General features: G+C 70.0%; 13 protein-coding genes. 9 read left to right on the top strand and 4 right to left on the bottom strand.

Annotated features, from left to right (window positions below; all coding sequences use genetic code 11):
• Nucleotides 1-20 precede the first annotated feature (20 nt).
• The gene (locus tag A4F85_RS28615; protein WP_013800394.1) at nt 21-1,754 is read right to left on the bottom strand and encodes a Na+/H+ antiporter; all 1,734 of its coding nucleotides are present in this window, start codon (nt 1,752-1,754) and stop codon (nt 21-23) included.
• A gap of 92 nt (nt 1,755-1,846) precedes the next feature.
• Between A4F85_RS28615 and A4F85_RS28610 the strand changes: the two genes are divergently transcribed.
• From A4F85_RS28610 to A4F85_RS28590, 5 genes are all read left to right on the top strand, one after another.
• A complete protein-coding gene (locus tag A4F85_RS28610; RefSeq protein WP_063328551.1) occupies nt 1,847-3,454 on the top strand; it encodes a carboxyl transferase domain-containing protein in 1,608 nt (535 codons plus the stop codon).
• A gap of 34 nt (nt 3,455-3,488) precedes the next feature.
• Nucleotides 3,489-4,274 (top strand): enoyl-CoA hydratase/isomerase family protein, encoded by a 786-nt coding sequence (locus A4F85_RS28605; protein ID WP_012207769.1) that lies wholly within the window; start codon nt 3,489-3,491, stop codon nt 4,272-4,274.
• Between the two features lie 66 nt (nt 4,275-4,340).
• Nucleotides 4,341-5,090 carry a DUF4126 domain-containing protein gene (locus A4F85_RS28600; protein WP_043820273.1) on the top strand — a complete coding sequence of 250 codons (750 nt, stop codon included), beginning with the start codon at nt 4,341-4,343 and terminating at the stop codon, nt 5,088-5,090.
• A 51-nt stretch (nt 5,091-5,141) separates the two neighbouring features.
• Entirely contained in the window at nt 5,142-7,160 is a 2,019-nt protein-coding gene (locus tag A4F85_RS31460) for an acetyl/propionyl/methylcrotonyl-CoA carboxylase subunit alpha (protein WP_063328550.1), read from the top strand.
• Between the two features lie 70 nt (nt 7,161-7,230).
• Complete coding sequence (locus A4F85_RS28590) at nt 7,231-8,151, top strand: 2-hydroxyacid dehydrogenase (RefSeq protein ID WP_063328549.1); 921 nt, start codon at nt 7,231-7,233, stop codon at nt 8,149-8,151.
• 9 nt (nt 8,152-8,160) lie between these two features.
• On the opposite strand, the gene A4F85_RS28585 is transcribed toward A4F85_RS28590, so the two are convergent.
• The 3 genes from A4F85_RS28585 to A4F85_RS28575 all read right to left on the bottom strand — a co-directional run bounded on the left by A4F85_RS28585 (nt 8,161) and on the right by A4F85_RS28575 (nt 11,144).
• On the bottom strand, nt 8,161-9,195 hold the full coding sequence (locus A4F85_RS28585) for a Bug family tripartite tricarboxylate transporter substrate binding protein (protein WP_063328548.1): 1,035 nt from the start codon (nt 9,193-9,195) through the stop codon (nt 8,161-8,163).
• A gap of 108 nt (nt 9,196-9,303) precedes the next feature.
• Complete coding sequence (locus tag A4F85_RS28580; RefSeq protein WP_063328547.1) at nt 9,304-10,185, bottom strand: 3-keto-5-aminohexanoate cleavage protein; 882 nt, start codon at nt 10,183-10,185, stop codon at nt 9,304-9,306.
• The gene (locus A4F85_RS28575) at nt 10,182-11,144 is read right to left on the bottom strand and encodes a 3-hydroxyacyl-CoA dehydrogenase family protein (RefSeq protein WP_063328546.1); all 963 of its coding nucleotides are present in this window, start codon (nt 11,142-11,144) and stop codon (nt 10,182-10,184) included. The genes A4F85_RS28580 and A4F85_RS28575 overlap by 4 nt, the downstream gene beginning before the upstream one ends.
• A gap of 91 nt (nt 11,145-11,235) precedes the next feature.
• On the opposite strand from A4F85_RS28575, the gene A4F85_RS28570 reads away from it, so the two are divergent.
• From A4F85_RS28570 to A4F85_RS28555, 4 genes are all read left to right on the top strand, one after another.
• Nucleotides 11,236-12,144 (top strand): LysR family transcriptional regulator, encoded by a 909-nt coding sequence (locus tag A4F85_RS28570; protein WP_063328545.1) that lies wholly within the window; start codon nt 11,236-11,238, stop codon nt 12,142-12,144.
• Between the two features lie 109 nt (nt 12,145-12,253).
• Nucleotides 12,254-13,195, top strand: coding sequence for a hydroxymethylglutaryl-CoA lyase (locus tag A4F85_RS28565; protein WP_043820259.1), 942 nt, complete (start codon nt 12,254-12,256; stop codon nt 13,193-13,195).
• Nucleotides 13,196-13,197: 2 nt separating this feature from the next.
• Nucleotides 13,198-13,701: a YbaK/EbsC family protein gene (locus A4F85_RS28560; protein ID WP_013800403.1), complete on the top strand. Its 504-nt coding sequence runs from the start codon at nt 13,198-13,200 to the stop codon at nt 13,699-13,701.
• Nucleotides 13,701-13,943: a DUF1289 domain-containing protein gene (locus tag A4F85_RS28555; protein WP_063328629.1), complete on the top strand. Its 243-nt coding sequence runs from the start codon at nt 13,701-13,703 to the stop codon at nt 13,941-13,943. Before A4F85_RS28560 ends, A4F85_RS28555 begins: the two co-directional genes overlap by 1 nt.

Below are 13,943 nucleotides of genomic sequence, written 5' to 3'. Positions count from 1 at the left end.
AGCTGTCCACCGCGTGCCGCCTAGTGCGTGCCGCCCTCGGGCGCGGCCACGGCCGAGGCGGCAGCGCGGCGCGCCACGACCAGGCGCTTGCGCAGCGAGATCTCCTGCATGTCCAGCTCGCTGACCAGGCGGCGCAGAGACTCGTCGTTGATGCGGTGGGCCTGGCGCTCGGCGTAGAGCGCGTCGCGCTCCTGGTGGATGCAGCGCAGGCGCAGCTCGATCTCCAGCAGGTAGCGCAGCTTGCGCTGGCGCACGACTTCGGGCGCCTCGCGCTGGATCTCGATGCTGGAGGCCGTGCCGCTGCCGTCGTCCAGCAGCTGGACGCGGTTGCGGTACTCCTGCGTCAGGTGGCCCATGACCTCCTGGTGCATGGCCACCCATTCGGGCGTGTGGCCCTGGATCTCTTCCTCGCTCAGCGTCAGCCCGCCAATGGCGGACTGGCAGGCGGCCACGCGCGCCAGGCGCTCCTCGCGCACCGTGGGCGATTCGCCGGGCTGGGGCATGCGGCGCAGGATCAGCGGCAGCGCGATGCTGCCCAGCACCAGGGTGAACAAGATGGTGCCCGTGGCCAGGAAGATCAGCATCTCGCGGCCCGGAAAGGGCTGGCCGTTGTTCAGCAGCATGGGCACGGACAGCGCGCCGGCCAGCGTCACGGCGCCGCGTATGCCGGCCATGGTGGTGGCCAGGTTCAGCAGGTGGGAAGGGCGCTCTGCCATCTTTCCCTGGAAGTGGGCGCGAGCCAGGCTGCGCTGCACGCCCAGGGTCAGCCAGATCCAGCGCATCAGCAGCAGCGCGCTGGAGATGATCACCACATAGCCCACCAGCACCCACCATTCGCTGCCCGCATCGTGCAGCGTCACGCCGATGATGGAGGGCAGCTGCAGGCCCAGCAGCAGGAAGATGGCGCCGTTGAACGAGGCTTCCACCATGCTCCAGGTGCCCTCGGTCTGCAGCCGCTCGCTGATGTAGCTGCTGCGCTCCAGGTCGGCGAAGTTGGTGGCAATGCCCGCGGCCACGGCCGACAGGATGCCCGACACGCCGATCTTTTCGCCCACGATGTAGGCGGCGAAAGGCAGCAGGATCAGCAGCAGCACCATCTGCGTGGCCGCCACGTCGCCCAGGCGGCGCGTGATGGTGCTGCGCGCATAGGAAAAGCCCCAGCCGATCAGCGTGCCCACGCCCAGGCCGCCCAGGGCCATCCACATGAATTCCTTGGCCACCTCGGTCCACGAGAACAGGCCGGTCAGCGTGGCGGCAATGGCGAACTTCAGCGCCACCAGGCCCGAGGCATCGTTGAGCAGGGACTCGCCTTCGAGGATGTGCATGGTCTTCTCGGGCATGCCCAGGTTGCGCGTGATGGCCGAGACGGCCACGGCATCGGTGGGCGAGACCACGGCGGCCAGCGCGAAGGCCACGGTCAGCGGCATGCCGGGCACCAGCCAGTGGATCAGCCAGCCCAGCCCCACCACCGTGAACAGCACCAGGCCCAGCGCCAGGCGCAGGATGGGGCGGTACAGCGAGAAGAACTCGCGCTTGGGGATGCGCCAGCCGTCGGCGAACAGCAGCGGCGGGATGAACAGCAGCAGGAACAGCTCGGGATCGAAGGCGATGTGCAGGCCCTTTTGCGGCCAGGCGATCAGCGCTCCCAGGGCGATCTGTATCAGCGGCAGCGGGATGGCGCGCACATAGCGCGCGGCAATGCCGGTCAGTGCCCCCAGCAGCAAAACGAGCAAGACGATTTCAACGGTGTGCATACGGCATTTTCCCCAGCCCGGGCCGCCGTTCTTTGCAGCACATTCGAAAAAACCAAGCGCCCGCATCGGGCAAACACAAGAAGAGGCCACACATGAGCATTCTGGGCACCCAACTCAATCCGCGTTCGGCGGACTTCCTGGCCAATGCCGCCGCCATGCGCGACGTGGTCGAAGACCTGCAGGCCCAGGTGGCCAAGGTCGCCGAGGGCGGCGGCGAGGCCGCGCGCGCCAAGCACGTGGCGCGCGGCAAGCTGCTGCCGCGCGACCGCGTGGCCATGCTGCTGGACCCGGGCACGCCCTTTCTGGAGATCGCGCCGCTGGCCGCGCTCAACATGTACCGCAACGACGCGCCCGGCGCGGGCCTGATCGCCGGCATCGGCCGCGTCAGCGGCGTGGACTGCATGATCGTGTGCAACGACGCCACGGTGAAGGGCGGCACCTACTACCCGATGACGGTGAAGAAGCACCTGCGCGCCCAGGAGATCGCCGCACAGAACCGCCTGCCCTGCATCTATCTGGTGGACTCGGGCGGCGCCAACCTGCCCAACCAGGACGATGTGTTTCCCGACCGCGAGCACTTCGGCCGCATCTTCTTCAACCAGGCCAACATGAGCGCCGAGGGCATTGCCCAGATCGCCGTGGTCATGGGCTCGTGCACGGCCGGCGGCGCCTATGTGCCGGCCATGAGCGACGAGTCCATCATCGTCAAGAACCAGGGCACCATCTTCCTGGGCGGCCCGCCGCTGGTGAAGGCCGCCACGGGCGAGGTGGTCAGCGCCGAGGACCTGGGCGGCGGCGACGTGCACACGCGCCTGTCGGGCGTGGCCGACCACCTGGCCCACAACGACACCCACGCGCTGGCGCTGGCGCGCCAGTCCGTGGCCAACCTCAACCATGCCAAGCAGCCGGCGGCTGGCGACCTGCCCCCCGAGGCGCCGCTGTTCGATGGCGGCGAGCTGTACGGCGTGATCCCCGTGGACACGCGCAAGCCCTTCGATGTGCGCGAGATCATCGCCCGCGTGGTGGACGGCAGCCGCTTCGACGAGTTCAAGGCCCGCTTCGGCGCCACCCTGGTCTGCGGCTTTGCGCGCATCGAGGGCATGCAGGTGGGCATCATCGCCAACAACGGCATCCTGTTCAGCGAATCGGCGGTCAAGGGCGCGCACTTCATCGAGCTGTGCTGCCAGCGCAAGATCCCGCTGGTCTTCCTGCAGAACATCACGGGCTTCATGGTGGGCCGCAAGTACGAGAACGAAGGCATTGCCCGCCACGGCGCCAAGCTGGTCACGGCCGTGGCCACGGCGGCCGTGCCGAAGTTCACCATCATCATCGGCGGCTCCTTCGGCGCGGGCAACTACGGCATGTGCGGCCGCGCCTACTCGCCGCGCTTCCTGTGGATGTGGCCCAACGCGCGCATCTCGGTCATGGGCGGCGAGCAGGCGGCCAGCGTGCTGGCCACCGTCAAGCGCGACGGCATCGAGGCCAAGGGCGGCCAATGGACGGCCGAGGAGGAAGAGGCCTTCAAGGCCCCCATCCGCCAGCAGTACGAGGATCAGGGCCACCCCTATTACGCGACGGCGCGCCTGTGGGACGATGGCGTCATCGACCCTGCCGACACGCGCCGCGTGCTGGCGCTGGGCCTGGCGGCCACGCGCAACGCGCCCATAGAGGACACGCGCTTCGGCGTGTTCCGCATGTGACGGCGGCCCCTCTTTCCTTGCAGCGAGGTACTTCATGAAAACCACCGCACTGACCCTCGAATTCCAGGGCCCCCTGGCCACCATCACGCTGACCCAGCCCGAAGTGCGCAATGCCTTCAGCGACGAGGTCATCGCCGACATCACCCAGGCCTTCCACTCCGTGGGCAAGCGCAGCGACGTGCGCGCCGTGGTGCTGGCCGCCGAGGGGCCGGCCTTTTGCGCGGGCGCCAACCTCAACTGGATGCGCCGCATGGCCGACTACTCGCGCGACGAGAACCGCGAGGACGCCGGCCTGCTGGCCGAGATGCTGCGCGTGATCTACGAATGCCCGCAGCCCACCATCGCGCGCGTGCAGGGCGATGTCTATGCGGGCGGCATGGGCCTGGTCGCTGCCTGCGACATGGCCGTGGCCGCCGAGGGCGCGGGCTTTTGCCTGTCCGAGGTGAAGATCGGCCTCATCCCCGCCACCATCAGCCCCTACGTGATCCGCGCCATGGGCGCGCGCGCCGCCCACCGCTACTTCCTGACCGGTGAGCGCTTCGACGCGGCCGAGGCGCTGCGCATCGGCTTCGTGCACCGCGTGGTGGCGGCCGACGAGCTGGACAACGCCGTGGACGGCCTGCTCAAGCACCTGGTCAGCGCCGGTCCCGCCGCCGCCCGCGCCTGCAAGCGCCTGGTGATCGACGTGGCCGAGCGCGAGATCAACGAGCAGCTGATCGCCGCCACCGTCGAAGGCATCGCCGACATCCGCGCCAGCGCCGAGGGCAAGGAGGGCGTGCAGGCCTTCCTGCAAAAGCGCAAGCCGGCCTGGCTGGCCTGACACGCGCAGGCTGCCCATTCATCGCGCGACCACCGAGCAACGCCGAGCCAACGCCGAGCCAACACCATGAGCACCCTGACCGACTCCCTCGTCCAGTGGCTGCAGTCCGTGGGCCTGTACCCGGGCCCGGCCGTGCACCACACGGTCAGCGAGGCGGCTGGCGAAGTGGCCGAGCGCGTGGGCCAGGCCACCAGCGGCATGGACATGGCCGGCCTGCTGGCGCTGGCCGCCGCACTGGGCTGGGCCAGCGGCTTTCGGCTCTACGCCGTGGTCTTCGTGACCGGGCTGCTGGGGGCGCTGGGCTGGGTGGCGCTGCCGGGCGGGCTGCATGTGCTGGAGCATCCGGCCCTGCTGTTCGCCAGCGGCGCGCTGCTGTTCGTGGAGTTCTTCGCCGACAAGATCCCCGGCGTGGACTCGGTCTGGGACCTGCTGCAAAGCGTGATCCGCATCCCGGCGGGCGCGGCGCTGGCGGCCGGTGTCTTCGGCGCCGACAGCGCGACCATGGCCACCATGGCGGCCCTGATGGGCGGCTCGCTGGCCCTGTCCAGCCAGGTGGCCAAGAGCACGGCGCGCGCGGCCATCAACACTTCGCCGGAGCCGTTTTCCAACGTGGGCGCCAGCCTGGTGGAGGACGGTGCCTCGGTGGGCGCGATCTGGCTGGCGCTCACGCATCCGCTGGCCTTCGCCGCCGTGCTGCTGGTCGTGGTCATCGCCCTGTGGCTGCTGACCTGGGCGCTGTGGCGCTTTCTCAAGGCCGTGGTGCAGCGCCTGCGCTCGCTGTTGGGCGGGTCTCCCGCGATGAATCAAAAACCATAGCCGCCGGTCGCCGAATGACCGGGGCTGCAGAGAAAACACTGGAGATAACGCATGTTCAAGAAGATCCTGATCGCCAACCGCGGTGAAATCGCCTGCCGCGTCGCGGCTTCCGCCCGCCGCATGGGCGTGCGCACCGTGGCCGTGTACTCGGACGCCGATGCCCGCGCCAAGCATGTGCAGGCCTGCGACGAGGCCGTGCACATCGGCGGCAGCGCCCCCAAGGACAGCTATCTGCGCTGGGAACGCATCCTGGAGGCCGCCAAGGCCACGGGCGCCCAGGCCATCCACCCCGGCTACGGCTTTCTCAGCGAGAACGAGGAATTCGCCCAGGCCTGCGCCGATGCCGGCCTGGTCTTCATCGGCCCACCGCCCTCGGCCATTCGCGCCATGGGCCTGAAGGCGGCCTCCAAGCAACTCATGGAAAAGGCCGGCGTGCCCCTGGTGCCCGGCTACCACGGAGCCGACCAGGACCCGCAGCTGCTGCAGCGCGAGGCCGACCGCATCGGCTACCCGGTGCTGATCAAGGCCAGCGCGGGCGGCGGCGGCAAGGGCATGCGCCTGGTCGAGCGCAGCGAGGACTTTGCCGCCGCCCTGGCCAGCTGCCAGCGCGAGGCCATCAACAGCTTCGGCGACGACGCCGTGCTGGTCGAGAAATACGTGCTGCGCCCGCGCCATATCGAGATCCAGGTCTTTGGCGACACCCAGGGCAACTGCGTCTACCTGTTCGAGCGCGACTGCTCGGTCCAGCGCCGCCACCAGAAGGTGCTGGAGGAGTCCCCCGCGCCTGGCATGACGCCTGCGCTGCGCCAGAAGATGGGCGAGGCCGCCGTGGCCGCCGCCCAGGCCGTGAACTACGTGGGCGCGGGCACGGTGGAATTCATCGTCGAGCAGCCCGGCGGCTACGACCAGCCCGAGGCCATGAAGTTCTACTTCATGGAAATGAACACCCGCCTGCAGGTCGAGCACCCGGTGACCGAGGCCATCACGGGCGAGGACCTGGTGGACTGGCAGCTGCGCGTGGCCAGCGGCCTGCCCCTGCCCAAGCGCCAGGACGAGCTGCGCATCACCGGCCACGCCATCGAAGCGCGCATCTGCGCCGAAAACCCCGACAACGGCTTCCTGCCCGCCACCGGCACCCTGCATGTCTACCGCAAGCCCGACTGCGCCAGCTTCCGTGTCGGCGACGTGCGCGTGGACGATGGCGTGCGCGAGGGCGATGCCATCAGTCCCTTCTACGACTCCATGATCGCCAAGCTCATCGTGCATGGCGACACGCGCGACCAGGCGCTGGCGCGGCTCGATGCCGCCCTGGCCGAGACACGCATCGTGGGCCTGGCCACCAATGTGCAGTTCCTGCGCCTGGTCATCGCCAGCGATGCCTTTGCAACCGCCAAGCTGGACACGGCGCTGATCGAGCGCGAGAAGCAGCATCTGTTCCACCAGCAGCGCCTGCCGCAGGCCCAGGCCGTGGCCGCCGCCGTGGCCCAGGTGCTGCAGGCCGAGCGCGCACAGGAAACCGCCGACCCCTTCAGCCGCCGGGACGGCTGGCGCTCGCACGGCGTGGCCGAGCGGCGCTGGGACTTCCGCCAGGGCGAGGCCGCCGTGCCCGCGCGCCTGCGCTACCTGCATGACGGCGCGCTGCAACTGGCCGTGGGCGAGGGCGAGTCCCTCGCCGAGGGCCTGCTGTCCTGGCAACAGGCCGGGGACGGCGCCTTCGACGTGCAGTTCGCGGGCCAGCGCCTGCACGCCCAGGTCCATGTGCTGGGCGAGCAATGCCATGTGTTCGCTCCCCAGGGCGCAGCCGTGCTGGGCCTGGCCGATCCGCTGGCCCATGCGGGCGAGGTGCAGTCCGAAGGCGGCCGCCTGACGGCGCCCATGCCGGGCAAGGTGGTCTCCTTTGCCGTCAAGGCCGGCGACAAGGTCAGCAAGGGCCAGCCGCTGGCCGTGATGGAGGCCATGAAGATGGAGCACACCATCGCCGCGCCCGGCGACGGCGTGGTGGCCGAGCTGCTGTATGCGCCCGGCGACCAGGTGACCGAAGGCTCCGAGCTGCTGCGCCTGGAAAGCTGAGCCCGCAGGCAAGACAGTTTTGCGCAAAAGTCGCGCGTGTGCGTCGCCAGGCCGTTAGGCTTGTCCACCTATGCGAGTGACTTTCTGCTGCGAAGACACCAGGCCCGACGCCTGGCTGCAAGGACTGCGCGCGGCCCTGCCGGGCGCCGAGGTGGACATCTGGTCGCCGGGCGCGCCGCAGGCCGACTACGCCCTGGTCTGGGCGCCACCCCAGCGCTTCATCGACGAGCAGCCCGGCCTCAAGGCCGTGTTCAACATCGGCGCGGGTGTCGATGCGCTGCTGCCGCTGCGCCTGCCACCCGACCTTCCCGTCTACCGCCTGGAGGACGCCGGCATGGCCGTGCAGATGGCCGAATATGTCAGCCAGGCCGTGATCCGCTTCTTCCGGGGCCTGGACGGCTACGAGGCCGACATGGCCGCCGGCCTGTGGCAGCACCGGCCCAATCCCCGGCGTGCCGACTACCCCGTGGGCGTCATGGGGCTGGGCCGCATGGGCGAGCGCGTGGCGCGCGCGCTGACGGTGTTCGATTTCCCCGTCAACGGCTGGAGCCGTACGCCGCATGCCATCGACGGCGTGCGGGGCTTCTGCGGCCCGCAGGACTTCGACGCCTTTCTGCGCGCCACCCGCATCCTCGTCAACCTGCTGCCGCTGACACCCGAGACCGACAGCATCATCGACGCGCGCAGCCTGGCCCTGCTGCAGCCGGGCGCCTATGTCATCAACGTGGGACGCGGCGGCCATGTGGCGGACGAGGACCTCATCGCCGCCATCGACGGGGGCCATGTGTCCGGCGCGTTGCTCGACGTGTTCCGCACCGAGCCGCTGCCCGACGGCCATGCCTTCTGGCGGCATCCGCGCATCACGCTCACGCCCCACACCTCGGCCCGCACCCTGGCGCGCGACAGCGTGGAGCAGATCGTGGGCAAGGTCGCGGCGCTGAGCCGGGGCGAGGCCGTGAGCGGCCGCGTGGACCTGCGGCGCGGCTACTGACGGGCGCGCTCAGTCCAGCGTCACGCCGGTGCTGCGCACCAGCGCGCCCAGGCGCTGGGAGTCGCTCCTGATCAAGGCGCCGAATTCGGCCGCCGTGCCGCCCACGGCCGGCGTGCCTATGGCTTCCCAGCGCGTGCGAAAGGCCGGGTCCTTGAAGATGGCGTTGACCGTGGCATTGAGTTTGTCGATGGCGGCGGGCGGCGTGCCCGCGCGCACGGCAATGCCATGCCAGCCCGTGATCTGGTAGCCGGGCACGCCGGCCTGGGCCATGGTGGGCACGTCGGGCAGCACCTTGGTGCGCTCGGCCGAGGTGACGGCCAGCGGGATCAGGCGCCCGCCCTGGATGTGCTGCAGCGAGCTGCCCACGATGTCGAACATCACGCCCACCTGGCCGCCGATCAGGTCGTTGAGTGCCGGTCCCGCACCCCGGTAGGGGACATGGCCCAGCTTGACCTGCTCCATGGAGTTGAACAGCTCGCCCGCCAGGTGCTGGGGCGTGCCATTGCCGGCCGAGGCAAAGCTCAGTGTCTTGCCCGTTTTGGCCAGGGCCAGCAGCTCGGCCACGGTCTTGACGCCCAGCGAGGGATGCACTTCCAGCACCAGCGGGAAGGCCGACAGCTGCACCACGGGTTCCAGGTCCTTGAGCGGGTTGAAGGGCATGCTCTTGTACAGCGAGGAATTCACGGCCATGGGGCCGCTGGCGGCCAGCAGCAGGGTGTGGCCGTCGGCCGGTGCCTGGCGGGCCACCTCGGCGCTGCCCAGGTTGCCGCCCGCGCCGCTCTTGTTCTCCACGATGACGGTCACGCCCAGGCGCTGCTGCAGCTCGGGCTGCAGCATGCGTGCCATCAGGTCGGTGGGGCCGCCGGGTGGATAGGGCACGACGAAGCGGATGGTCTTGCTGGGGAACGCCGGCGACGGGGTCTGGGCCGAGGCCTGGCCCGCCAGGCCCAGGGCCATGAAGGCCAGGGGAAGCGCCGTGAATGCGGTGGCTGCCTTGATTTTGGCGATGGCGTCACGCCGCGTGCCGTGGGTGGGCTGTTGCATGGTTGTGTCTCCTGCCTTTGGTTGGAATGGAAGGCCCGTCTTGTGCGGGCTCATGGGCCTATCGGCTTATGGGCTTATGGGCTTATGGGCCTGTAAGGCGCCTGGTGCTCAGCCCGGTGTGAAGCGCCGGCGTATGTCGTTGGCCGTGGCCAGGGGGCGGCCCAGCGCCTGGGCGGACACCACGGCCTGGCGGACCAGGGCGGCGTTGTCGGGCGCGGTGTGGCCGTCCCGCGTCAGCAGGTTGTTCTCGAAGCCCACGCGCGCATGGCCGCCAAACGCGGCGGCTGCCGCGATGCAGGTGTTTTCCGTGGCGCCGAAGGCGCACACGGCCCAGGGCTCGCCGCCGTCATGCGCCGCAAGAAAGGGCAGCAGGTCCTGGGGCCGCGAGGTCTGGCCAGCGCTGTAGCGGCCCAGCACGAAGAGCAGGAACCAGGGCGCCTCGGGCACCACGCCCTGGGCGCGCAGCGCCTGCCAGCGGCGCAGGTCGGCCACGTCGTAGAGGATGACCTGCACCATGACCTGGTCGCGCACCAGGCCCGTGAAAAAGTGCGCCAGTCCCGCATCGCCGATCTCGGGCTGGTCGATCTCGCGCAGGCCGATGGAGACGGCCTCGGGCCGCAGCGCCTGCACCATGGCGATCTGCTCGGGCGCGCGGTAGACGCCGGCCGCCTCGCTGGTGATCTGCACCACCATGTCCGTGCCCACGGCCTCGCGCACCACGCGCCAGGCTTCGCGGTAGCCGCCCACATCCAGGCTGTGGCGCCCCTGGGCGTCGCGGATGTGCATGTGGATCATGGCCGCGCCGGCATCCAGGCAGGCGCGTGCCGTGGCAGCCAGCGCCTGCGGTGTGATCGGCAGGGCTCGGTGGTCGGCCGGCTGCTTGTAGGCGCCATTGGGGGCCACGGTGACGATCAGCGGGTCGCTCCACTGCGACGTGGTTGACGTGGGCGATGTGGGCGACGCGGTTGACGTGGGGACCTGCGTGCTCATGGCGTGTCCTGTGCCTGCTCCGGCACCGGCAGCTCGCTGGCCAGCAGGGCCAGGCCCTGGCGCAGCAGCGCGTCGTAGCGGGAACGCTCGGCCAGGCGGCGGTCCTCGGGCCAGTCGAAGAAGCCCTTGCCGGTCTTCATGCCCAGATCGCCGCGCGCCACGCGATCGCGCAGGGCCTGGGCCGGCACATCGGTGTTGGACAGCGTGGGGTACATGGTGGCGGCGGCCGCGCAGTGCACCTCGATGCCCGCATGGTCGCGCTGCAGCACGGGGCCGGCTGCCAGGAAGCGGAAGCCGAAGCCGAAGCGCACGGCGGCATCCACATCCTCGGGCGAGGCAATGCCCTCGTCGATGAGGGCGAAGGCCTCGCGCGACAGCGCATGCTGCATGCGGTTGGCCAGAAAGCCGGGCTTGTCCTTCTTCACCAGCACCGGCACGCTGCCGCAGCCGCGCATGAAGGCGTGTAGCCACTGGCCCAGGGCCGGATCGCTGCGCTCGCCCAGCACCACTTCCACCAGCGGCACCAAATGGGCGGGCATGAAGAAGTGCAGGCCCAGCATGCGCTGCGCCGTGGGCAGGCCGCTGGCGATGGCGCTGATGGGAAAGCCAGAGCTGTTGCTGGCCAGCACGGCGTCGGCCGGCGCATGCGCCTCAAGTTCGGCGAACAGCGCCTGCTTGGCATCCAGCCGCTCGGTGATGCATTCCACCACCAGGGCCACGCCGTCCCAGGCGACATCCTCCAGCGCCGCGCAGACCGAGACCTGGGACGCGCACCGGGCAAAGCCGGCCGTGGCCAGCTCGATGGCAATGTGCTGCAGCAGCAGCTCGCGCCGTGCCGCGCCGGGGTCGACCACGGTCACCAGGGCGCCGCCCCGGGCCAGGACCACGGCCACATCGGCACCCATGGTGCCTCCCCCGACGACCACCGTGCGCGCGTTGCGCGGCGAACTGCTGTGCATGCTGTCTCCTGCTGATTTCATGGATTTGAGGCGCAGTCTAGGCAGCCGTCATTGAACGGTAAAGACGCATTTTTCGATAAACTGATCGGCCATGAAGATCAATTGGTCGGCCCGCGAGGTCGATGTCTTTCTGGCGCTGGCCGATTCGCTGAGCTTTCGGCGCACGGCGCTGCAGATGCACCTGTCGCAGTCGGCCGTCTCGGGCACGCTGGCGCGGCTGGAAGAGATGCTGGGCGTGCGCCTGTTCGAGCGCACCACGCGCGCCGTGGAACTGACCCAGGCCGGCGAGGTCTTCGCCGAGCAGGCGCGCATCCTGCGCCACCAGATGGACGAGACCGTGCGCCGCGTGCAGGAGGTGGCCCAGGTGCAGGTGGGCCGGCTGGCGCTGGCGGCCCTGCCTTCGCTGGCCGCGGGCCTGCTGCCCCGCGTGCTGGCGCGCTTCGCGGCCGAGCATCCGGGCGTGCACCTGGAGCTGTTCGACAGCCTGGCCGGGCCGGCCTTCGACATGGTGCGCGCGGGCCGCGTGGACTTTGCGCTCACGGCGGCCAACCCCGCCTATGCCGACCTGGACTACCTGCCCCTGGCCTCCGACCGCTTCGTGCTGCTGCTGGGCCGCGGCCATGCGCTGGCGCGCGGGCGCGGCGATCTGGGCTGGGCCGACGTGGCCCATCTGCCCCACATCTCCATGCCGGCCGGCACCAGCGTGCGGCAGTACGCCGACGAGGCCCTGCTGACCCACGGCATACGCTTTGCGCCCCAGTACGCCGTGGAGCACCTGGCCACCATCGCGGCCATGGTGGCCGCCGATCTGGGCGTGAGCGCGCTGCCGCTGCTGGCCGCGCAGGTGGTGCAGCGGCCGGAGGTGGTGGCGCGCCCGCTGGCACGGCCGGTGCTGCGACGCCCCATCGGCCTGGTGCGCCTGAGCGGCCGCCGCCTGTCGCCGGCTGCCGCGCGCATGGTGGAGATGCTGCGCGAGGAAATGGCGGCCCTGCCGGGCTGAAAGGGGCGCTGGCAGCCGTTGTGCATGGCCCGGCAGGATATGGGGTGGTGCCCGGGCCTGCAAGCCTGGACAATAGGGGCCGTACCCGTCATCCCGGTGAGAACACCCCATGAGCATTCCTTCCCGCGTCAAACTCGTCGATGTAGGCCCCCGCGACGGCCTGCAGAATGAAAAACAGCCCGTGCCCGCCGCCGTCAAGATCGAGCTGGTGCACCGCCTGCAGGAAGCCGGCCTCAAGGAAATCGAGGTCACCAGCTACGTCAGCCCCAAATGGGTGCCGCAGATGGCCGACAACGCCGAAGTCATGGCCGGCATCGTCCGCCGCCCCGGCGTGCGCTACAGCGTGCTCACGCCCAACATGAAGGGCCTGGAGGCCGCGCTGTCGGCGCCGCGTGAACTGTGGCCCGACGAGATCGTGGTCTTCGGCGCAGCCAGCGAGGCCTTCAGCCAGAAGAACATCAACTGCTCCATTGCCGAAAGCATCGAGCGCTTCGCCCCCGTGGCCGAAGCCGCCCGCGCCCAGGGCATCTACGTGCGCGGCGCCATGAGCTGCACCGTGGGCTGCCCCTACGAAGGCGAGATCGCCCCCGAGCGCGTGGCCTACCTGGCCGGCCTCATGAAGGGCATCGGCGTGCAGCATGTGGGCGTGGCCGACACCATCGGCGTGGGCACGCCCGTCAAGGTGCGCAAGGCCATCGAGGCCACGCTGCAGCACTTCGCCATCGACGATGTCTCGGGCCACTTCCACGACACCTACGGCCAGGCCGTGTCCAACACGCTGGCCGCGCTGTCGCTGGGCGTGTGGCAGTTCGACACCTCGGTGGCGGGCCTGGGCGGCTGCCCCTACGCCAAGGGCGCCACGGGCAATGTGGCCACGGAGGACGTGGTCTACATGCTGCAGGGCATGGGCATAGAGACCGGCATCGACCTGGACAAGCTGATTGACGCCGGCCAGTTCATCAGCGACCACCTGGGCCGCCCCACGCAGTCGCGCGTGGCCAAGGCACTGCTCACCAAGCGCGCCAGCGCGGCTGCATGCGAGGCGGTGTGAGCATGTGCGGATCTGAACTCCACCATCTTCCCGAAGGCGTGCAGCGCGTGGCGGCCTTCCTGCAGCAGGCCGGCCACGGCGACGGACCGCGCATGCTGGACGGCGCCGCGCGCACGGCCCAGGAAGCGGCCGACCAGCTGGGGATCCTTGTGGGCCAGGTGGCCAAGAGCATCATCTTCCGCCGCCGCAGCGACGGCGTGGCCGTGCTGGTCGTGGCCTCGGGCGACCGCCGCGTGGATGAGAAGAAGGTCGCGGCCCTGGTCGGCCCCGTGGGCCGTGCCGACGCCGATTTCGTCAAGGCGCAGACGGGCTTTTCCATCGGCGGCGTCAGCCCCGTGGCCCATGCCAACACGCCCGTGACCCTGGTGGACCGGGAACTGCAGCGTTTCGACACGGTCTGGGCGGCTGCCGGCCATCCGCATGCGGTGTTCGCGGCCACACCGGCCGCGCTGCAACTGCTGGCCGGTGCGCCCTGGGCCGACGTGGTGCAGGAGGTGGCGGCATGATGGGCCCCAAGGAAATGCTGGCCCAGAAGGCCCGCGCCGCATACGCTCCGCGTGCCGAAGAGGAACCCGTGCTCTCGCCCTGCATCTCGGTCTGCCGCATGACGCCCGACCGCAGCCATTGCGAAGGGTGCTTTCGCACCATCGACGAGATCCGCGCTTGGTCCAAGTCCGACGCGCCGCAGCGCCTGGCGATCTGGAGCGCGCTGCTGGAGCGCGCAGGCATCGCGGCCACCGCACCCTAG

Origin of the sequence: Delftia sp. GW456-R20 (assembly GCF_001622915.1) — a bacterium.
GTDB lineage: Bacteria > Pseudomonadota > Gammaproteobacteria > Burkholderiales > Burkholderiaceae_C > Comamonas > Comamonas acidovorans.
The sequence above is the reverse complement of the archived record's forward strand: the minus strand, read 5'-3'. Positions and strand labels throughout refer to the sequence as shown.

Bases quoted from the DNA above. Each gene is read 5' to 3' on its own strand.
- A4F85_RS28585 (WP_063328548.1), bottom strand. From the start codon at position 9,195: ATGCAACAGCCCACCCACGGCACGCGGCGTGACGCCATCGCCAAAATC.
- A4F85_RS28600 (WP_043820273.1), top strand. From the start codon at position 4,341: ATGAGCACCCTGACCGACTCCCTCGTCCAGTGGCTGCAGTCCGTGGGC.
- A4F85_RS28580 (WP_063328547.1), bottom strand. From the start codon at position 10,185: ATGAGCACGCAGGTCCCCACGTCAACCGCGTCGCCCACATCGCCCACG.
- A4F85_RS28605 (WP_012207769.1), top strand. From the start codon at position 3,489: ATGAAAACCACCGCACTGACCCTCGAATTCCAGGGCCCCCTGGCCACC.
- A4F85_RS28570 (WP_063328545.1), top strand. From the start codon at position 11,236: ATGAAGATCAATTGGTCGGCCCGCGAGGTCGATGTCTTTCTGGCGCTG.
- A4F85_RS28610 (WP_063328551.1), top strand. From the start codon at position 1,847: ATGAGCATTCTGGGCACCCAACTCAATCCGCGTTCGGCGGACTTCCTG.
- A4F85_RS28565 (WP_043820259.1), top strand. From the start codon at position 12,254: ATGAGCATTCCTTCCCGCGTCAAACTCGTCGATGTAGGCCCCCGCGAC.
- A4F85_RS28575 (WP_063328546.1), bottom strand. From the start codon at position 11,144: ATGCACAGCAGTTCGCCGCGCAACGCGCGCACGGTGGTCGTCGGGGGA.
- A4F85_RS28590 (WP_063328549.1), top strand. From the start codon at position 7,231: ATGCGAGTGACTTTCTGCTGCGAAGACACCAGGCCCGACGCCTGGCTG.
- A4F85_RS31460 (WP_063328550.1), top strand. From the start codon at position 5,142: ATGTTCAAGAAGATCCTGATCGCCAACCGCGGTGAAATCGCCTGCCGC.
- A4F85_RS28555 (WP_063328629.1), top strand. From the start codon at position 13,701: ATGGGCCCCAAGGAAATGCTGGCCCAGAAGGCCCGCGCCGCATACGCT.
- A4F85_RS28615 (WP_013800394.1), bottom strand. From the start codon at position 1,754: ATGCACACCGTTGAAATCGTCTTGCTCGTTTTGCTGCTGGGGGCACTG.
- A4F85_RS28560 (WP_013800403.1), top strand. From the start codon at position 13,198: ATGTGCGGATCTGAACTCCACCATCTTCCCGAAGGCGTGCAGCGCGTG.